The sequence below is a fragment of the Pelotomaculum schinkii genome (assembly GCF_004369205.1).
Taxonomy (GTDB): domain Bacteria; phylum Bacillota; class Desulfotomaculia; order Desulfotomaculales; family Pelotomaculaceae; genus Pelotomaculum_C; species Pelotomaculum_C schinkii.
On sequence record NZ_QFGA01000002.1, the window covers coordinates 65,126 to 84,902 of the forward strand.

Below are 19,777 nucleotides of genomic sequence, written 5' to 3' on the forward strand. Positions count from 1 at the left end.
TTTTAATGTATTGAGGGTGATTGACATGCCCAAAGCCAGCCACGACGTCTGCGACATCTTTTGTTTTAACGAAGAGAAAGTTAGCCTCCTCAAGCGGGAGATCAAGGGTATCGAGCAGCTCGCCCCTTTGTTTAAAGCTCTGGCCGACCCTACCAGGTTGAAGATCGTCTATGCCTTGTCCCGTGATGAGCTTTGCGTCTGTGATGTGGCCAGCATCATCGGTTCTTCCGTTGCGGCGGCCTCCCACCACCTGCGCTTGTTAAGGAGTTCGGGGCTGGCCAGGTACCGGCGGGAGGGCAAGATGGTATTCTACCGCCTTGCTGACGAATGCGTGGCCACAATTTTGGAAACAGCCAGGCGTCACCAGGTACACAACGAAAACCATTCCTGAAGCGGAGGAAATTACCAGTGCTACGACCAGAGCCGTTAGAAGACCCGCAAAACAAAAAAAATACATCCGGGACATGTGGTCTGGGCTGCTGCGGTTGTAGAGCCGCCTTACCAGAGCAGCAAAAGATTCCCTACGCCACCCCTTCATCTGTAGATACCGCAGGTAACAGCTATGAAGCCGGTCAGGCAAACCCCTCCCATATTGAAAATTCCAGCTACAGGCTCACTGGACTGAGCTGCGCGGACTGTGCGGCTAAGCTTCACCATAAGCTGGGGGAACTACCCGGTATCATTTCGGTGCAATTGAATTTTGGAACAGCCGCCCTGGAAGTCAGGCATACCTGTCCGGCCGGCGATATTGTCAAAGTTGTGAAGAAGTCAGGGTATGGCATTGAAGCTGCCGGCCAGGTTAAGCCGGTCGGGCTGAAAGGGCTTTTTTACCAGCAGAGCGTTATCCTGACAGCCATCTCCGGCCTGCTGCTCGGCACAGCTTTGGCACTGTCCCTGCTGGGCATAGAAGGACCGGTGCTGCCATCGCTTTATACGGCCAGTATCCTCACGGGGGGATATAAAGCCGCACGCAGCGGCCTTTACGCCCTCAAGAGCTTCAGCCTGGACATAAACTTCCTGGTTATCGTCGCTGCAGCTGGGGCTGTCGCCATCGGTGAGTGGTCCGAGGGAGCAACTGTCGTATTTCTTTTCTCACTTGGCAATATGCTCCAAGACTATACCATGGAAAAGAGCAGAAATTCAATCCGTGCGCTGATGTCTCTCGCTCCTAAAGAAGCCATGGTCAAAAGACGCGGTTTTACAATCAGCGCTCCGATTGATGAAATACTACCCGGCGACATCCTTCTGGTACGTCCCGGTGAGCGTATCGCCATGGACGGGAACGTCCTGTCCGGCTGCTCCGAGGTAGACCAATCGCCCGTTACCGGTGAATCCTTACCGGTTGCCAAAGAGCCCGGCGATAAAGTCTACGCCGGCACGGTGAACGGCCGGGGATTCATGGAAATCACGGTAACCAGGACCTCCCGGGACAATACACTGGCCAGAATTATCAGCCTGGTTGAGGAAGCGCAAGCTCAACGGGCGCCCTCCCAGCATTTCGTGGAAGCCTTTGCCCGCATTTATACTCCCCTGGTCATTGCAGCGGCTGCCCTCACCGGCTCGCTCCCATCACTTGTCTTCGGGCAGCCCTTTGCTCCCTGGTTTGAACGTGCGCTGATCCTGCTGGTGATTTCCTGCCCCTGCGCCCTGGTCATTTCGACCCCGGTCTCAATAGTGGCGGCTATCAGCAGCGCAGCCAGGAAAGGGGTCCTGATCAAGGGAGGAGCATACCTGGAAGAGGCCGGCTCACTTAAGGTGGTTGCCTTTGATAAGACAGGGACCCTCACCACCGGCAGACCGGAAATCAAAGAAATTTTCACTGCTCCCGGCTACACCCGGGAGAAACTGGTCGGCATCGCCGCAGCTATTGAATCCTGCTCCGAGCACCCGCTGGCCCAGGCCATCATGCGACTGGCAAAAGAGCGAGGTTTTGATATTCCACAGTGCTCGGCTTTCCGCTCTCACCCCGGTCAAGGCGCAACAGCAGAGATCGGAGGCGTCACTTATTTGGCCGGCAACCACAGGCTTTTTCAAGGGCTTGAAATACCACCTCTACTAGCCCAGAATCTCTATGAACTTGAAGAAGAGGGAAAAACTCCGGTTATTATCGGGACCGACAGCGAGGTCATAGGTATCCTTGCCGCAGCCGAAAGCTTAAGGGACAACGCTGCGAACACGGTCAAGGAGCTGCGTCAGGCAGGTATAGAACGCATCGTCATGCTGACCGGAGACAACCCCGGCGCCGCAGCCTCGGCCGCCTCCAGCCTTAGCGTGGATGAGGTACATGCCGGCTTGCTCCCCGAAGACAAGCTGCAGGTGGTAAACTCCCTTATGACTCAATACGGCAAGCTGGCCATGGTTGGTGACGGTATCAACGACGCTCCGTCCCTGGCTGCTGCAACAGTCGGCATAGCCATGGGTCCTACAGGGACTGATACAGCCCTCGAAACAGCCGACATTGCTTTAATGGCCGGCGAACTAGCCAGGATACCTTACATCATCCGCTTGGGCCGCAGCACGATAAATATTATCAGACAGAACATTGCTTTCTCAGTGCTGGTCAAAGCGATCTTTATAGCCCTGACTTTTGCAGGCATAACCAACCTTTGGATGGCGGTTTTTGCAGACACAGGAGCAGCGCTTTTGGTAATTTTAAACGGTATGCGCCTGTTGCAGGCGGATCAGAACAAGTTCCGGAGCTCGGTAGCTTAGTACATGCCTTTTGCAGAAATGCATGAAGCTATTGCATAATTTTTTCAGCAAATAGTCGCAAAACAATAACCCCGCCAAAAAGTCGGGGTTATTGTTTTGCCTTTACAAGAAAAATAGCTGATATCTTCCTGTCCTTTCTATAGTCGATAATATTACATAATATACTATTAAATATAAATATTTTAAATTTTAATAATATCATACATAGAAATTAAAGGAATTTTAAGAAATTTATAGAACTGTACTGTAATTTCAAAAATTAGGAGGCTAGTCTAATGGCCATGCTGACATTTTGGTCGAATTTATTTTTCTCTTTAAAGGTATATGTTGTTTACAATTACATTGTTTGGTTGATTCAGGAAAAAGTCCTTCAAGACACAGTAACATTATTATTGCCTCTTCTTTTCCCTGTTTTCTCTGTACAAGTAGCTATCCAGCTGATTAAAAATTTTGTATACAGGATGGCGAGCTTCGGTGTTCTTATCGGGCCATATTAGAAAAGTACGACAAGGAACGGTTCTCAAGTACTCAGCTCCGGAGACTATATCTTTACTAATCACCGTATGAAACTGTAAGATCTTACTAAAAAACATACCGATTCTTAATGGCGTTATTTATCAACAAAAATAATACAAAGAAAAAAAATCCCGGCCGGGAGTTCTTCTGTAAAATTTCTTAATTTATACTGGTAGATTTTTCACAGCGCCCTGCTAAAGAACTTTAAATCGAGCAAATAAGACAAGCGATATCACTACTCAACCTCCAGGCAGGTCTTAAGCCCCCAGACTACAAAAACAGTCAGGTAAGCCAGCTGCAACAGCGGGGCTGTCCAGGGCAGCTCCCAGCCAAGCGCTGCTGCGCGTAGTCCCTGGCTGGCCGGGGTCAGGGGCAGAAGCTTAATCACCCAGTCCATGGGAAAAGGCACACGGTCCACCGAGAAGAAGGTGCCGCAAACAAAAATCATCGGCGTGATCAGGAAGTTGTTGAACCTGGTCATATCGGGATGAGACCTAACTTTAAGCGCGGCCAGAAAGCCCAGGCTGGAAAACACCAGGCAGTTGAGCGACAACAGTACCAGGAACCGTAAATCGACATTGAACCTGGCTCCAAACAACAAGGCCAGGCCCATGATGATCGCTGAGGCATACAGTCCCCTGGCCGCCCCGGCCAAAATTTTGGCCGCGGTAAAAGAGTAAATGGTAATGGGCGCTACCATGTATTCCTCGAAGGTGCGGTCGTAAAGGCGGGCAATGGACAAAGGTGTGGCCACGGCGTTAAAACTGACATTCATGGTGCTCAAGGCCACGACCCCCGGGACGATAAAATCCAGGTAGGCTACTCCTCCGAGGCTTACGGTTTTACCCAGACCCCAGCCAAAAGCAACCATATATAAAAGCGGCGCCACCATTGAACTGGCCGTGATGGTCCACCATCTGCGTTTAAAAAAGAGAAATTCCCGCCATAGCACGGCCTTGAGACCGGCCATCACGCATTCTCCCTTTCCCCTGTTAATTTAACAAAAACGTCTTCCAGCGTGGCCTGACGGATTGAGAAAGAGTCCCGCAGTTGCTCCGCAAACTTAAGAGCCTCTTGCTGGTTTGGAAAAAGGCGCAGTTCAGTATGTTCATTTTTAAACTGCTCTACCACTACATGTCCTGCCAACTGCTTTAGTTCCCCGGGCGTGCCGTCCATGATCAGCCTGCCTTTTTTCAAAAGGCCGATCCGGCTGCACAGGTTTTCCGCTTCCTCAAGATAGTGCGTGGTAAGCATTATGGTTATACCCCTGACATTCAAGCTTTTCACTAAATCCCATACTTTGCGCCTGATAAAAACATCCAACCCGACGGTCGGCTCATCCAGGAAGAGGACCTTCGGGTTGTGCATCAACGCCCGCGCAATTAAAACCTTCCGTTTCATCCCGCCGGAGAGGGTATTGACCAGCGCGTCCGCCTTTTCTTCGAGACCTGTAAAGTCCAGCAACTCTTCCACCCTGCGCTTGGTCTCCTGCCGTGTCATATCGTAGAGCATGGCGTGCAGGCGCAGGTTTTCCACCACAGTGAGCTCAGGCTCCAGGTTGAGGTGTTGAGGTACCACACCTATCTCGTTCTTGAAACGTGTGTTATTGCGGCTGACCGGATACCCGCATACCTGGATTTTGCCTCCGGCCGGCATGGTTAAGGCGGTAAGCATCCGGATGGTTGTTGTTTTGCCGGCCCCATTGGGGCCCAGCAGCCCAAAAAATTCACCCTGTTTGACGTGCAGGCTAAGCCCCTGGACAGATGCTGTTTGCCGGTAATATTTTGTAACATTTTCCAGGATAATCATTGTGACCGGCCGTTTGAGCGCTTTTTTGCCAATATGGTAGACAGGTAATTGGGCATTTTGCATTCCCGGCCTTCCAGGGTATAGGTAATTTCCTCGTCCTCAAAACCGCACCTGCTGATCATAACCGTTTCCCCGTCAAAACCATGTTTTTTCAGCTGACCGGCCACCTGCTCGTAATTCTTGTAAACTTTCATGAGGACCAGGTTATCTGAATATGACAGGGCGGTCGCTATTTTGTCCTCTTCCAGGATGGCCGGAACGATGCTGAGAATATCATTGCCTTCAGCCAGCGGAAAATTTAAACGGCTGGCTGCCGCACAAAAGGAGGTAATACCGGGCACTGTCTCAATAGTAATCCCGTTGCCCTCGAGCAGCCTGTATATGTAGATATAGGTGCTGTATAGCATCGGGTCACCCAGGGTGAGGAAAGCGACATTTTTCCCTTCCTGCAATAAATCCAGGATGACGGTTTTATTCTGCTCCCAGGCCTCTGTCAGGAAACTACGGTCAAATACCATGGGGAAAGCCAGCTCAAGGATCCTGGTGTCATCCCGAATATAGTTTCCGGCTATGGAGAGAGCGATGCTGCCCTCCTTTTTCTCCGTACGGGGCGCAATGATGACATCCACATTCTGCAATAACTTTATCGCCTTCAGGGTAAGCAAGTCCGGATCCCCCGGCCCTACGCCTATACCGTAAAACACGCCTTTCATGGTAACCTCCACCCTTTTAACATTCTTTATCACTTGCCGTTGCCCAGTTCTTTGAAAACATCGGGATATAAAATACTCCCGACCTCAACGATACCTTCCAACAACCTCATGGTAGGCCTGGACATGATTTCCTCATTCAACACATATACCTGTCGTTCCTGGACAGCTTTTATAATCCGGAAACCGGGGCGGTTGTAGACGTCCTGTTCCCTGACCCGGTTCATTTCACCGTTTTGCACGATGTAGACATCAATATCATTGCTCCTGGTCAGCAGCCGCTCCTGACCGTAAGCCGCAATGGTACTCCCCTCCCTGACCGCCCTGGCGTCCGCGGCAATATTTACGGCTCCCGCCCGCTCCAGTACAAAGGCAGCGTTTGAATCTGACGTGCAGGTCTTTAGGTCGTCCTGGTTGGTTTCAAAAAAAACTCTCTTTCGTTCTTCCGGCGAAATTTGCTCGACTACTTCCTCGATTTCCTGCAGCTTCTTGTTAAAGCCATCCACAAGGTCCCCGGCTTCCTTCTCCTTTCCGGTTAGCTTGCCAAGTTTCTGAAGATACGTAAAGAATTGCTCGATGTTCTCCGGGTACAGGGTCACAACTGGTATACCCGCGGCTTCCAGTTTGGTGATAAAATCGGGATTGGCGTTTGATATAAAGGGCCTGCTTAAGACCAGATCCGGCCTGGCGGCAATAACCTTTTCAGGGTCTCCCCGGAAGCTGAACCCTGGTTTTGTCAGCGCTTCAGGCGGGTAGGTCTCATTACCGGAAACACCTACGATCTCCTCGCTCAAGCCCAGGGCGAAGAGGTTCTCCGTGTGGGCCGGGTACAGCGATACAATGCGCCTGGCCGTTTCTTTAAGCCTGATTTCTTTGCCGAGGTCGTCGACTACGACAATCCCGCCGGATTCCTCTGTTGGTTTGGATGAGCCGCATCCGGCCAGCATGCCAAAAAGCAGCAAGAAGATAAACAAAATTATAAGCTTTCTACGATGCAAAAACATTTGCTTTTCCTCCTTTTAGGCCAGTTCCGGCAAAAGCGACAGGTTATATACACCATTGCAGGTGTTTTTCTGTATTTGCACCTTGATTTTGAAAACCTTGCTTATAACTTCTTCGTTAAAAACCTGCTCTGCCGGACCGCTGCAGACCACCTTGCCCCTTTCCAGGTAGACCAGTTCATCACAAAATATACCGGCAAGGCTCAGGTCGTGCATCGCGGCAATTACAGTCAAGCCTTGCTCTACATTCATTCTTTTCACCAGGCTCATCAACTCGATCTTGTGGCAAATATCCAAATTGGAAGTGGCTTCGTCGAGAAAAAGCACTTCCGGCGTCTGGGCCAGCGCTCGCGCCAGAATCACCCGCTGTCGTTCACCGCCGCTCAAGTTGGTGATGGGCTTTTCAGCATGTTCCATAATCCCGCATACCTCCATACACCGGTACACTACCTCCAGGTCGGCGCCGGTAGACCTGGCAAAGCGGTTCAGGTGCGGCTTGCGTCCCATCATGACGATTTCCGTTACGGAAAAGGGGAAATTTATATAATAATCCTGTGGCACTACCGCAAAACTCCGGGCAATTTCCCTGCGGCTATAGCCGCTCAGGTCCCGGTCCTGCCAGAGAACGCGGCCGGAGGTAGGTTTCATGGCGCCGCTGAGCACACTGATTAAAGTCGTTTTGCCGCTGCCGTTGGGCCCGAGGAGCCCGTAAAAACCACCATGCCTGATTTCCATACTGACTTCCTGCAGTGCCGCTTGGATTCCGTAATCCATTGTTACCCGGTCGGTGTAGAGCAGGGCAGTTGCTTTCATGGCTGCCTCCTAGTAAATCTGCTTTTTGGCTTTAAGCTTGAAAATATAACAGAAAAAAGGTCCGCCCAGCAGGGCTGTAAGGACACCTACCGGGATCTCCGTGGCCAGAAGGCTTCTGGCAATGGTATCGGCGCCACAAAGGAGCAGGGCTCCGCCCAAGGCCGAAGCCGGGAGCAGGATGCGGTGGTCGGAACCCACCAGCATGCGCATCAGGTGGGGCACAATCAGACCCACAAAGCCGATGACTCCGGAGACAGAAACGCAGACCGCCGTCATCATTGACGAGGCCACGAGCAGGATCGTGGTCACCTGGCCGTCATTGACGCCCAACTGCCTGGCCTGTTTTGTGCCCAGGCTGAGTACGTTGAGGTCGTCAGCAAAATAGCAGCAAACAGCAATGCCAACCAGGACCGCGGGCAGGCACAGGTAAACATGATGCCAGCTCCGCGAGGCAAAGCTTCCCATCAGCCAGAAAACGATTGAGCCCACTCCTTCCCCGGCCAGGCTCTTTACAAAGCTGATGGCCGCAGAAAGAATGGCGCTGACGATAACACCGGAGAGAATCAGGTTGGTCACAGCCAAAACCCCGTCAGCCAAAGCCAGACCGTACACTACAGCCAAAGCAAGCAGTGCGCCGGCCAAAGCCAATAATGATATGGAAAGGCTTGCCAGGTCACCAGGCAGATAGATCCCGAAGAAGATGGCCAACGTGGCCCCAAAAGCAGCTCCGGTAGAAACACCAAGGGTATAAGGATCGGCCAGCGGGTTCATCAGAAGCCCCTGAAAAACGGCGCCGGCGGCGCCCAGGCCGGCCCCTACCAGAACGGCTACAATGATCCGCGGCAGCCTGATATCCATGAGTACTGCCTGGTGTACATCATCCAGCGCTCCGGATGTGGCGCTGCCGGCGCTAAATGATGTGAATATAATCCGCGCTATCTCCGCAGGCGGAATCTTGACCACGCCCTGACCGGTAAAATAAAGGCAGGCGGCCACCAGCAGGACGGCCAGTAAAACTATCACCCAAAGCCTTTGGCGCTCTTTTTTTTTGAATTTCAGTACAAACTCCTGCTGCATTGAGACCTGCCCGTCGCATTGATATCTTGATAATGACATATCCGGTTAATTGAGCAGTCAAGGTTTCATTTAAGAAAGCTCGAGGAATCATGATCTATTAAAAAATTGACTATTGTTTGAAAAGTGATCCCGGCAGGCTGCGCCTGCCGGCCCCTTGCGCGGGGAAACCATACGAAAAGGAGGAGATATAACATGGAAAAGCCCGGCTTATAGCAAAAGCCGGGCTGTCCAAAAAAGGCTTAAAACCTTCTCATAGATCCCTTTAATGCGCCTTCCTTTCCGAGGCAGGAGGCACGTGACTTTTGCCCAGGCAGGTCTACTGACTTGTGTTTCGCTGCCGGCTCCACCTTCCCAGGCCTTGACCCAGTGGTATTTGGAGCGGCTCCACACTTACAGTGGCCGGACCGTCCGGGACTTGCACCCGGTTCCCTTTTCATCCCCGTAAAAATGGGGACACCTGCAACAACTTATTTTGTTGAAATTATACTAACATTGTTTTCGATGTTTGTCCATATATTATTTATTCTGCCTGATGCAACCTGCCTTGATATTTTCTTCCTGGCTGCAGAATTAAAATATTTGGATGCAATAGGTCTGCGCAAAGTCAACGCGCCTTACTGCAGCAGGTTATTTTCGCGCTCCGTCGGGTCGTATAACAAGCCCGGCGACTGCAGCCTGTTTTCATAAACGGCGTCATTTTCCTTATAAACCGCAGGGTCATAGGACTGGCGCAGAATCTCTTCAAGCTCGGCAATCAGAGGCAGGCGGGGATTGCTTGTTGTACACTGGTCTTCGAAAGCTTTTTCGGCCAACTGTGGAAGCTTGGCCATAAACTGCTGCCGGTCAACACCCAGTTCACTGAATGTCGCCGGGACACCCAGGCTTTTGTTCAGGGTCCGCACCGCATTGACCAGGCTGCGCACACCCTCTTCGGGAGTTGCCGCGGGAAGGCCGAGGTAGGCGGCTATCTGACGGTATTTTTCAGTGGCAACAAAGTGTCTGTATTTCGGAAATGAAACAAATTTCGTGGGCAACGCAGCATTGTACTCAATTACATACGGGAGCAAAATAGCATTCGCCCGGCCGTGCGGGATATCAAATTCCCCCCCCACCTTGTGGGCCAGGCTGTGGTTGATGCCCAAAAAGGCGTTGGTAAAGGCCATGCCCGCTATGGTTGAGGCATAGTGCATGTTTTCCCTGGCCAAACTTTCGCCCTCCTGCCAGGACCGCGGCAGGTAGCGGAAAACCAGGTCGATGGCCTTTAAGGCCAGGGAATCGCTAAATTCTGAAGCCATCACCGACACATAAGACTCAATTGCGTGAGACAAAACGTCCAGACCAGAGTCGGCAGCCAGAGAGCTGGGTAACGATTCCACGAAATCCGGGTCGACAATGGCCACGTCCGGCGTTAATTCGTAGTCCGTCAGGGGGTACTTGATATCTTTGCCCCGGTCCGTAATCACGGCGAAGGCAGTCACTTCCGAGCCGCTGCCGCTGGTCGTAGGTATCGCCACCAGCCTGGCCTTACGCCCTAATTTGGGGAACTTATAGGTCCGCTTGCGTATGTCGAGGAACTTAAGCTTTAAAAATTCAAATTCAACCTCCGGGTGCTCATAAAACAACCACATCCCCTTGGCCGCGTCAATGGCGGAGCCCCCGCCCAGAGCAATGATCGTGTCGGGCTGGAAACGCTTCATGATATCGCGGCCTTTCAGCACCAGTTCCAGCGAAGGGTTGGGCTCAACCTCGCTGAACACCTCCACCTGGGGCCGTTCTGTTCTCTTTTCCAGGTGGTACCTGATCTTGTCGAGGTAGCCGAGCTGTACCAGCGGCGGATCGGTTACGATAAAGGCCCGCCTGATTTCCGGCATTTTGGAGAGATACTGAACCGAGCCCCGTTCAAAGTAAATTCTCTCCGGCACCTTAAACCACTGCATGTTGACCCGCCTTTGAGCCACCCTTTTAATGTTGATCAGGTTAACCGCGCTGACGTTGGCGGTAGTGGAGTTTCTTCCGTAGGAACCACAGCCCAGTGTCAGGGAGGGTGTGTTGGTATTGTATATATCACCTATGGCTCCATGCGAGGAAGGTGAATTGACAATAATCCTGCCCACCGGTATCCTGCTCGAAAATTCTTCAATGATACCGTCATCAGACGAGTGAATCACGGCTGAATGGCCCATCCCGCCGAATTCCACCATTTGCCGGCAGCGTTCAATACCCTGCCGGACCCCATCTACAATATAATAGGCCAGGATGGGGCTGAGCTTTTCCCGCGACAGAGGGTACTCCGGCCCCACCCCGTCCAGCGGCACAACCAGTATTTTAGTTGCATCAGGTACGCTAAAACCGGCCATTCCGGCAATTGTCGCAGCCTTCTTGCCGACCACCTCCGGGCTCATCGAGCAGGTTTCGCCACAGGTGGCCAAACTTTCCAAGCTTTTCGCCTCCTCAGGAGAAACAAAATAACAGCCGTTCTCAACCAGGAGACCTTTCACCTCTGACGCCACCTCGCGGTCGACGATTACCCCCTGTTCAGAAGCGCAGATCATCCCGTTGTCAAAAGTTTTACTTAAGATCAGGTCTGTGACGGCCCTTTTTACGTCGGCGGTTTTTTCTATGTAACAGGGCACGTTGCCCGGCCCCACTCCGAGGGCCGGCTTGCCGCTGCTGTAAGCGGACTGGACCATTCCCGCTCCTCCCGTGGCCAGGATCAACGCCACCCCCGGGTGAGACATCAGCATCCTGGTGGCGTTAAGCGAGGGGCGTTCAATCCAGCTGACGCAGTCAACCGGAGCCCCGGCGGCCACTGCAGCCTCCAGCACGGTTTTCGCGGCAGCCACGCTGCTTTTCTGTGCCCCGGGATGAAAGCCGAAAACAATCGGGTTTCTGGTTTTAATTGAAATCAGGGACTTAAACAGCACGGTAGAGGTGGGGTTGGTTACCGGTGTAACGCCCGCAATCACTCCTACCGGTTCGGCTATCTCATAATAGCCCTCTTCCTCATTCTCATGAATCACGCCCACAGTCCGGTGAGCTTTAATATCGTGATAAACGTATTCCGTCGCGAAGATGTTCTTGGTGATCTTGTCCTCGTATACTCCCCGGCCGGTCTCCTCCAGCGCCAGCTTGGCCAGTTCCATATGCCGGTCCAAACCCGCCAGGGCCATGGCCTTCACAATCCGGTCCACGTCCTCCTGGCTCAACTCCATCATCCGCCGCAAGGCTTCCTGCGCCTTTTCGATCAGGGCGTCGATCATCTCCCTGTCTTTAGTATCGTCTTCCCCTTTTCTCCCCGTCATGCCCATCCCTTCCTTTTAAAAGAACTATATATTAAGAAGTATCTCCGCCAGGAGCAGTAATATTCCGCAACGGGAAGATCAAGAGCCGCCGCCGGCGGCAAAATAGCCGTAAAGCTAATTCTGCACAAGAAAGCCCGTATAACGCCTAGAGGGCTTTCACCAATTGTGAAAAAAGATAAGACATTGTACAATAAAGGAAACATGTCCACAAACCCGTATATGTGCTTTTTGCAAGCGAACCTATAGCTTTATGTATTGCAACTCTTGGGCATGGGTTTAGCTGGAACCCGAGATATTCTTTATAAGGAAGGGGGACCTTGTCTTGCTGAGCTGCGCAAAATGTGGAAGGTATACCTGTAGAGAGGGGAAGCCGGGGAACTTGCCTCAGGACTGCCCGATGCAGTCCTATGGGGCAGTATACGAAGAGGCCGGGCAGGCCTACCAGGGAACAGACGGGCGCCTGGCCTACCTTGCGGCCAAAGTCGAGGCAACCGGCTACGGGATATGGCCCAGACTGCGTGAAATCATGGAGTTCTCAAATATGGCTGGTTTTACCAGGCTTGGCCTGGCTTTCTGCGTAGGGCTCCGCCGGGAAGCCCTGGAGGTTACCAGGATACTGGAGAACAATGGTTTCACCGTGCTGTCTGTCATGTGTAAAACCGGGGCAAAAGCCAAGGAAGAGCTGGGCATACGGGATGAAGAGAAGGTCCGCCCCGGCCAGTTCGAAGCCATGTGCAACCCCATCGCCCAGGCCAAGCTCTTAAATGTTGAAAAACCAGATTTGAATATCCTATTAGGCTTGTGTGTCGGACACGATACCCTGTTTATCAAGCATTCCGACGCGCCAATAACAGTCCTGGCGGCCAAAGACCGGGTTACAGGCCACAACCCGCTGGCGTCCATTTACGCCTCCCATTACTTCAGCGGCAAGCTGCAGGTGGACAAATAAACAGTTTAACATTCATTAGATAACTAGGTTTCTCCTTATTTCAAAATTCCGGCTTTTTTATGTAAATTTAGTATTCTTGCTACATCTTTCTCGGAAATCAAGTGAACATTATTTATCATTTGAAAAGTATGCTTGCGCTTGAACAGCAAACACTTAACACCCCGGAACACCCAGCAAACCGGCAGCAAAAATGGCAGTTTACCCAGGAACGGATACTGTATTTTCATATGCTCCAGTCCAGGCAAAAACAACTTCAGACAATATCTATACTTCGCTGGCCAAACAGGTCTATTTTCGCCTGCGTACGTGTTCATAGCAGATACTGTCGCATTTTTATTTGTGCCGTAGACCCCGCTGGAAAATATAAAGTCCGCCAATTCATCATAAAACGCATTGCTCTGTGCATTGCCGAACCACACCTCGGCGAGCCTGAGGATGTTTTTTGCAAACTCCCGGAGCTTGATTTTCTCCAGCTCTGCTTGTATGTAGTCCCAATCCATTTCATTCCCATAGCGGGTTTTGTATACCCATATATCCATAATGGAGCGGATGCCCGTCCCACCAGTCGTATAGTGCTTTGTGAGATGCATCATGATATAAACAAAAAAATCCTCATGGGAAAGCTGATAGGTATATTTGCAGCCGTCTTTCAATTGTTAAAATGACTGTACCTTTTGAGGGTACCGATATATTCGATTCAAACAAATCTCAGTCCAACTACGTGTTCATTCCTCTACAATAAATAACTCGCGAAGATAATCTCTGCGACCGTGCAATATTCTATGTATGATAACGGTATTATCTATTATTCTGTAGAAAACAAGATATGGCCGAACAACGATAAACCGATATCCACGATTAATAAGGGTATACTCTTCTTCCGACAATACCGAACCCATATTGGGAAAAACTGCAAGCCTGGTTATTCCTTCAGTTATTTTTTTCAGCAAAGTTTCTGCGCCAATAATATTATCCCTCGATATGTATGAGAAAATCTCATCCATATCGTCAACTGCTATCGGCGTATATCTAATCTTATACTTTTGCGGCATCAATCTTCCTCTGCATTCTTGCGGTTACTTCATCGTGTTCAAGCAATTGCTCACCTTCAGCAAGCTGCTTTTCCGCAATCAGTAACTTGGACTGCAATTTAATGCGGGCCTCCATACGCCGGAACGCATCATGACTCATAACAACCAAGTCTGCTTCCCCATTACGTGTAAGCACAACCGGCTCGTCAAGCTCATGACAGTATTTTGAAAAGCCATTATAGTCCTGTCGGATGGTTGTTGATGGCTTAATATTCATCTTGCAGACATCCTTTCAAATAACATTATTATAACTATATTCTATCATTTCTATAACATAACACAAGATGGTGTCTACCTTAATTCTATTTATTGCCCGCAGAATTGGAGCTTTCTCTACCAACGTAGGCGATAGCCTGGGCACGGTTCTCCAGGTGAAGCAGCTCGATGATTCTTTCCATATGATACTTGACGGTGCGCTCGCTTAAGCCAAGGGTGGCTCCCACTTCCTTGTAGCTCAGGCCTTTGGCCACCAGGCCAAGCACTTCAGCCTGCCGCGGGGTCAACCGGCCGGTGTCCGCTTCCGGGCCTGTGGCCTTCTCCGGGCCGGCGGCTTGCTCCGGGCCGGTTTGCACCTCCGGCTCTTTTTCAGCCGCCTGGCGGGCGAATTCCTCCAGCAGCCGGGCGGCCAGTCCGGGAGACAAAGGGGCTTCACCCTGTTCCAGGGTGTGCAGCAGGGCGATAAGCTCCTCCGCATTGAGGTTCTTCAGCAGGTAGCCGGACGCCCCTCTTTTGACGGCCTCAAACAGGTTTTCGTCATCGTCGAAGGAGGTAAGCATCACTATTTTTACTTCCGGCATTTCCTTTTTGATGATATCAAAGGCCAGATAAAAGGGACATATTGAAAATGCATGTCAGCTCCCCCCTCCGGTGATTATTTGCGCTATTGTTTCATCAAATCGGCAAGAATCACTTCGCTGACATTCCTTTGCAGGCAGTATTCCATAAGCCTCATTTTTGCCAGCTTACTGGGGATGGTGCGGCCGTTCTCCCATCTGTTGATTGTAGAAAAACTGATATTCAAATCACGGGCAAGCTGTTCCTGTGTTATCCCCAGCCGGCCAGGAGAGTTTTGACAAGTTCACGAAAGCTTATAAACACACCTCCACAATGTATTATAGCATGTGCTATAGCATGTTATAATACGGGTGATTCAACTAATGAAAAATTCTCCAGGTGCTCCGGTACACTCGAAGTCTAAAATAACAAAAGCAAAAAATTAGAATTTTTTATGTAAGACTTGACACTGGCTAATGATAACTACATGGGCAACGGTTTGAATAGCTCAGCATCACCAATAGGAACCAAGCTGAAGCCGGTCAGCACATAATGGGAATCCAGCACATTTTTTTCCAGTACCCAAACCTCATGCCCTCCTATACCCCAGAAACAGGCCTCGTAATTATCCCTTCCCTGTGACACTGCAGTGCTGTTTCCTGTTGATGGATCCAGGATTTCTATTACTTTCTCAACCTGTGCCTCACCGGGGCTTGGCAGATAATGCATTGTTAGAATACGGCCGTCAGAAGCATAGGAAGCGCTGGTGTATACCTGACCGGCCTGACCCAGATCAAAAGACTTTTGCAATGCCCCCGTACCGTCATATATTTCGATTAGTCCTCCTTTGGCAACCTTGAAAAGCCTGCCCCCGCCAGAAACTGCAGTAACATAGCCACCCTGAGCATACTCATTATTATTCTCGCCGAGGTCAGTGATTTTTCTGCCGTTCAAATCCATGATGTGATGGTAATACACGTCGTCCCAGCCGCTGACCACGTGTAGAGATTCACCGGGGACAATCCACCCCGCGGAACGAAACTTGCCTGTTTTCTCCGGGAATAACGGCTCAATGCTTCCGTCCTCTACCGAAATTTTAGCCATGCCCTGCAGGCGTCCCGCCCCGTCACCGAGCTCCTGACCCAGATCGTTAAAATAAAACAGGTGTTGGCCGTCAGGATACCAGACCGGATACCAGTCCTCGGTTGCTTGGGTTAGCCTTTTTTGATTATCACCATTCCTGTCACAGACCCATAAGCCGCTCTTCCCCCGCGTATAGGCAATCATCGAGCCATCAGGGCTGTAGGAGCCGTAATAGGTTTCCTCCGCAAGAGTATTGACGGCGCCCTCCTGCAAGGAAAACCGGGTCAGGTTGCTGTCTTTTACGTATAGGACATTTTCTCCGGCCGGATCCCAACCCAGAGCGCGAATGGTATTCCCCCGATCCAGCGTTGTTATTTTTTCTGTCACCAAATCCAGCAGCAAAAGACTGCTCTCCACCCCCGCCTCAATGCCAGGCGGGTAATTATACGCGCTGAATACAGCTTTTTTTCCGTCGTTGGTCAAACGCAGATCGTTGTTATAGCCCGTAAATACCAGGTCACCAAAGCCGATAGTCCTATTGACAGGGTTAGACTCGGATTCACAGTAGACGTTAAGGATGCCGGCGCTTTCTTCTCCCTTGTCATTAACTGCCGTACCGTACAAGGTTAGAACGGCAATAACCATTAGGACAGGAACAACCAACAGTATTTTGGCAGGCGGCATGCGATCTCTACTCAATCCAATCCTCCCCTTTTTCAACCGGTTAATGTTCAATCCTTTTAATTGGACGGTTGCCGGCATTTTCAGGTTCATACCCTCCAAAATTACTGCGTGCCCTTGTTTTTATCAAAATAATTGCAGGATTCACTTTTTAGCGGGAGAATACTTAACAGGATTAAAATATTAGAGGTGTAACATGAAATACATCATATTGCTCGGAGACGGTATGGCTGACGAACAGTTGGCCGGCCTTGGCGGCAAAACTCCGCTTCAATTTGCCTCCACCCCCAACATGGATTTTGTCGCGTCATACGGTGAAATAGGTGTTGCTGGAACAGTACCCGCAGGCTTTCCACCAGGCAGCGACGTAGCCAACCTTTCAGTTATGGGCTACGACCCGCGCCTTTACTACACAGGCCGCTCACCGTTGGAGGCGGTCAGCATGGGCGTCGAGCTGGACAGCGACGATGTGGCTTTTCGCTGCAACCTGGTTACCCTTTCCGATGAGGAACGTTATGAAGATAAGACCATGGTGGACTACAGCGCTGATGAAATCACCACCGCGGAGTCGGGAAAAATTATTGAGGAAGTAAAAGCCCGCCTGGAAAGCGCACAATTAAAATTTTACCCCGGCTTTGGCTTCAGACACCTGCTTGTCTGGAAAGGCGGGCCGCCAGACGGTGAACTCACACCTCCCCATGATATTTCGGGAAGAGTGATCGGACCTTATCTGCCAAAAGGTCAGATCGGGGAAATACTCTTGAACCTGATGAGGGAAAGCGCCGGCTTTTTGCCCGGACACCAGGTCAACGCGGCCAGAACCGGAAAGGGCTTGCGGCCTGCCAATGCCATCTGGTTCTGGGGCATGGGCAAGAGACCACGGATGCCAAAATTCTATGACCGTTACCGGCTGAACGGCTCGATTATCTCGGCGGTGGATTTGATCAAAGGCATCGGCATCTGCGCCGGCTTCAATGTGGTTGAAGTGGAGGGAGTCACCGGTACCGTCAACACCAATGCCGACGGCAAGGTCCAGGCTGCTCTTGATGAGCTTGGCAAAGGCCGTGATTTAGTCTACTTGCATGTGGAGGCGCCGGACGCCGCATCGCACCGGGGAGAGCTCGACACCAAGATTAAGGCCATTGAAATGGTTGACCGGATGCTCGGCCGTTTGCTGCACGAGCTTGACATTTACGATAGCTATAAGATTATGGTCCTGCCCGATCACCCCACCCCGCTGGCGACTATGACTCATGCAAGCAGCCCGGTACCCTTCGCCATTTACTCTAAAGGCCAGAATAAAAAAACAAACCGCACTTACGACGAACTAACCGCCTCAAAGGGGTTGGTCATAAAAGCCGGCCATGAGCTGATGGACTATTTTGTGCTGGGTAAAACAGGAGGCTTTTGACGGGTGTTTTCTCTGATCCTGCCTCAACCAGATAATCGGGTAGGGCTTCATTCACAGCTTAACTTTTAATTCGGTACTTCCATCACATCTATTAAATCTATCAGCATGACCTCCTTCAATTCTTGCCTGGAAAGATGAGGAGACATATCCTCAATAGGTCTATTTACAACAAGTTTAGGGTTTACACAAGTAGTTTGTTCTAATTTCACATCTACGAATGATGGTCCATTTGTTTTTAAAACTGTTTCAATAATATTCCGTGAATATATTGGAGAAATATTAATATAGGATGGAATCCCGTAGGCTGTTGCCACCTCTCCCAAGTCAGGACAACTATAACCTTTAACAGTAGATTGCTGCCGGCCACCAAAATACATATCCTGAAACTGTCTGACCATCCCTAAAGACTTGTTGTTCATTAAAAATATCTTAATGGGAAGGTTATGGCTTGCAATGATATCAAGTTCCTGGATATTAACCTGAATACCACCATCTCCTGCGATAACAATTACCCTCTTACCAGGCGCCGCCTTTGATGCCCCTATCGCTGCCGGAAGCGCATAGCCCATGGCGCCCATACCACCTGAAATCAGCATCCTCTGCTGTTTTTTGATTCGGAAAGACTGCGCAGCCCACATCTGATGCTGCCCTACATCAAGGCAGATTATATCTCCTTCATCGCATAATGAAGATAGCAATTCCATAAAAGTGTTGGGCTCTAAGTTTCCGGACTGAACCGGCTGGCGAATGGTGGAGTATTTTTCCCTGTAGCCCTCAATAATTTTAGACCAGGGTGATAAATCAGCCTTTACGGAGCCTTCCAGTTTAGTGTTAATCCTACACAGAAAATCCCTGACATCACAGCTTACAGCTAGGTCAACCTTCACCTTTTCATTCAGTTCCACTGGATCAATGTCAACATGGGCCTTTTTTGCGGCACGGGCAAATGTGTCAGGCCTTGTACCTGTCTGGCGGGTATCTAACCTGGAGCCCAGTATTAACAGAAAATCGCAATTGGCCAGGATGAGGTTGCTGTAACGATTTCCATAAGATCCTACCATGCCGAAAAAGGCAGGATTATTATGGGGCATGGAGTCTAGCCCCATTAATGAAGCTACTACTGGAATTCCGGTTATTTCCACCAGTAAACCAAGTTCGTTAACTGCCCCGGCTGTCCGGACTCCTCCGCCTACAAGTAATAATGGCCTTTTTGCCTTCTTTATAAGACTTATTACCTCATCTGCAGCCGCGTCACTATTGCATAAATCTGCTTTGGGTATTTTACTAAACTCTTCACTGTCATAGAAGCCTTTTAATTTTTCTGGTTCAATTTGAGCACGCTGTACGTTCATGGGGAGATCAAGAAGCACGGGACCAGGTCTACCACTCCTGGCAAGATATATGGCTTTCTCTAAATGATACCTGATTTCTTCCGGGGCAGTCACTAATACCGCATACTTGGTAAGATGTTTTACAACACTCACGATATCCGTTTCTTGGAACCCCATTTGACGTATGGGTCGATCAAATTTATATTCGTACGTATTTACCTGGCCGGTAATAAATAAGCAGGGGATTGAGTCAAAATAACAGCTTCCAATTCCGGTAACCAGATTTAGCGCCCCAGGACCGCTGGTGGCTATTGCTACGCCAAGGTTTCCATTAATACGGGCGTAGGCCTCAGCCGCAAAAGCCGCTGCTTGTTCATGATGTACCGATACACATTGGATATCATCCCTATAATAAATAGAATCAAGAAGATGCGTTACAGCCCCGCCAATTAACTCAAAGACATGAGCCACACCTTCTTTAGCTATGAAGTCAATAACATAATCCGAAAGCTTCATA

At 50.3% G+C, this 19,777-nt stretch carries 19 protein-coding genes and 1 riboswitch; of the genes, 5 read left to right on the plus strand and 14 right to left on the minus strand.

What is annotated here, in order from left to right; translation table 11 throughout:
- Positions 1–25: 25 nt before the first annotated feature.
- The 3 genes from Psch_RS11285 to Psch_RS11295 all read left to right on the plus strand — a co-directional run bounded on the left by Psch_RS11285 (position 26) and on the right by Psch_RS11295 (position 3,209).
- Positions 26–391: an ArsR/SmtB family transcription factor gene (locus tag Psch_RS11285; RefSeq protein WP_190240361.1), complete on the plus strand. Its 366-nt coding sequence runs from the start codon at positions 26–28 to the stop codon at positions 389–391.
- A gap of 17 nt (positions 392–408) precedes the next feature.
- Positions 409–2,712: a heavy metal translocating P-type ATPase gene (locus Psch_RS11290; protein WP_206663769.1), complete on the plus strand. Its 2,304-nt coding sequence runs from the start codon at positions 409–411 to the stop codon at positions 2,710–2,712.
- Positions 2,713–2,987: 275 nt separating this feature from the next.
- Positions 2,988–3,209 carry a hypothetical protein gene (locus Psch_RS11295; protein WP_190240363.1) on the plus strand — a complete coding sequence of 74 codons (222 nt, stop codon included), beginning with the start codon at positions 2,988–2,990 and terminating at the stop codon, positions 3,207–3,209.
- Between the two features lie 254 nt (positions 3,210–3,463).
- Here Psch_RS11295 and Psch_RS11300 read toward each other — a convergent pair whose 3' ends face one another.
- The 7 genes from Psch_RS11300 to adhE all read right to left on the minus strand — a co-directional run bounded on the left by Psch_RS11300 (position 3,464) and on the right by adhE (position 11,940).
- Positions 3,464–4,198 (minus strand): ABC transporter permease, encoded by a 735-nt coding sequence (locus Psch_RS11300; RefSeq protein ID WP_190240364.1) that lies wholly within the window; start codon positions 4,196–4,198, stop codon positions 3,464–3,466.
- Entirely contained in the window at positions 4,198–5,100 is a 903-nt protein-coding gene (locus Psch_RS11305) for an ABC transporter ATP-binding protein (RefSeq protein ID WP_345789077.1), read from the minus strand. Before Psch_RS11305 ends, Psch_RS11300 begins: the two co-directional genes overlap by 1 nt.
- Positions 5,034–5,750 carry a precorrin-2 C(20)-methyltransferase gene (gene cobI / locus Psch_RS11310; RefSeq protein WP_190240365.1) on the minus strand — a complete coding sequence of 239 codons (717 nt, stop codon included), beginning with the start codon at positions 5,748–5,750 and terminating at the stop codon, positions 5,034–5,036. Before cobI ends, Psch_RS11305 begins: the two co-directional genes overlap by 67 nt.
- 29 nt (positions 5,751–5,779) lie before the next feature.
- Positions 5,780–6,751, minus strand: coding sequence for an ABC transporter substrate-binding protein (locus Psch_RS11315; RefSeq protein WP_190240366.1), 972 nt, complete (start codon positions 6,749–6,751; stop codon positions 5,780–5,782).
- A gap of 15 nt (positions 6,752–6,766) precedes the next feature.
- Positions 6,767–7,561, minus strand: coding sequence for an ABC transporter ATP-binding protein (locus Psch_RS11320; protein ID WP_190240367.1), 795 nt, complete (start codon positions 7,559–7,561; stop codon positions 6,767–6,769).
- Positions 7,562–7,570: 9 nt separating this feature from the next.
- Entirely contained in the window at positions 7,571–8,638 is a 1,068-nt protein-coding gene (locus Psch_RS11325; RefSeq protein ID WP_190240368.1) for a FecCD family ABC transporter permease, read from the minus strand.
- 292 nt (positions 8,639–8,930) lie between these two features.
- Positions 8,931–9,114, minus strand: a riboswitch (cobalamin riboswitch).
- A gap of 138 nt (positions 9,115–9,252) precedes the next feature.
- The gene (adhE, locus tag Psch_RS11330) at positions 9,253–11,940 is read right to left on the minus strand and encodes a bifunctional acetaldehyde-CoA/alcohol dehydrogenase (protein ID WP_243124062.1); all 2,688 of its coding nucleotides are present in this window, start codon (positions 11,938–11,940) and stop codon (positions 9,253–9,255) included.
- A gap of 322 nt (positions 11,941–12,262) precedes the next feature.
- Between adhE and Psch_RS11335 the strand changes: the two genes are divergently transcribed.
- Positions 12,263–12,889: a DUF1847 domain-containing protein gene (locus tag Psch_RS11335; RefSeq protein WP_243124063.1), complete on the plus strand. Its 627-nt coding sequence runs from the start codon at positions 12,263–12,265 to the stop codon at positions 12,887–12,889.
- 35 nt (positions 12,890–12,924) lie between these two features.
- On the opposite strand, the gene Psch_RS11340 is transcribed toward Psch_RS11335, so the two are convergent.
- The 6 genes from Psch_RS11340 to Psch_RS11365 all read right to left on the minus strand — a co-directional run bounded on the left by Psch_RS11340 (position 12,925) and on the right by Psch_RS11365 (position 16,611).
- Positions 12,925–13,542: a nucleotidyltransferase family protein gene (locus tag Psch_RS11340; protein ID WP_282432458.1), complete on the minus strand. Its 618-nt coding sequence runs from the start codon at positions 13,540–13,542 to the stop codon at positions 12,925–12,927.
- Positions 13,543–13,614: 72 nt separating this feature from the next.
- Entirely contained in the window at positions 13,615–13,941 is a 327-nt protein-coding gene (locus tag Psch_RS11345; protein WP_190240371.1) for a type II toxin-antitoxin system RelE/ParE family toxin, read from the minus strand.
- Positions 13,925–14,197 carry a type II toxin-antitoxin system Phd/YefM family antitoxin gene (locus Psch_RS11350; RefSeq protein WP_134217082.1) on the minus strand — a complete coding sequence of 91 codons (273 nt, stop codon included), beginning with the start codon at positions 14,195–14,197 and terminating at the stop codon, positions 13,925–13,927. Before Psch_RS11350 ends, Psch_RS11345 begins: the two co-directional genes overlap by 17 nt.
- An 85-nt stretch (positions 14,198–14,282) precedes the next feature.
- Positions 14,283–14,819 (minus strand): LuxR C-terminal-related transcriptional regulator, encoded by a 537-nt coding sequence (locus Psch_RS11355; RefSeq protein ID WP_345789090.1) that lies wholly within the window; start codon positions 14,817–14,819, stop codon positions 14,283–14,285.
- A 41-nt stretch (positions 14,820–14,860) separates the two neighbouring features.
- Complete coding sequence (locus Psch_RS11360) at positions 14,861–15,001, minus strand: helix-turn-helix domain-containing protein (protein WP_243124064.1); 141 nt, start codon at positions 14,999–15,001, stop codon at positions 14,861–14,863.
- A 236-nt stretch (positions 15,002–15,237) separates the two neighbouring features.
- Positions 15,238–16,611 (minus strand): TolB family protein, encoded by a 1,374-nt coding sequence (locus Psch_RS11365; protein ID WP_190240373.1) that lies wholly within the window; start codon positions 16,609–16,611, stop codon positions 15,238–15,240.
- 103 nt (positions 16,612–16,714) lie between these two features.
- Between Psch_RS11365 and Psch_RS11370 the strand changes: the two genes are divergently transcribed.
- Positions 16,715–17,929 (plus strand): cofactor-independent phosphoglycerate mutase, encoded by a 1,215-nt coding sequence (locus tag Psch_RS11370; protein ID WP_190240374.1) that lies wholly within the window; start codon positions 16,715–16,717, stop codon positions 17,927–17,929.
- 65 nt (positions 17,930–17,994) lie between these two features.
- Here Psch_RS11370 and Psch_RS11375 read toward each other — a convergent pair whose 3' ends face one another.
- The gene (locus Psch_RS11375) at positions 17,995–19,776 is read right to left on the minus strand and encodes a thiamine pyrophosphate-binding protein (RefSeq protein ID WP_190240375.1); all 1,782 of its coding nucleotides are present in this window, start codon (positions 19,774–19,776) and stop codon (positions 17,995–17,997) included.
- Between the last annotated feature and the right edge of the window lies 1 nt (position 19,777).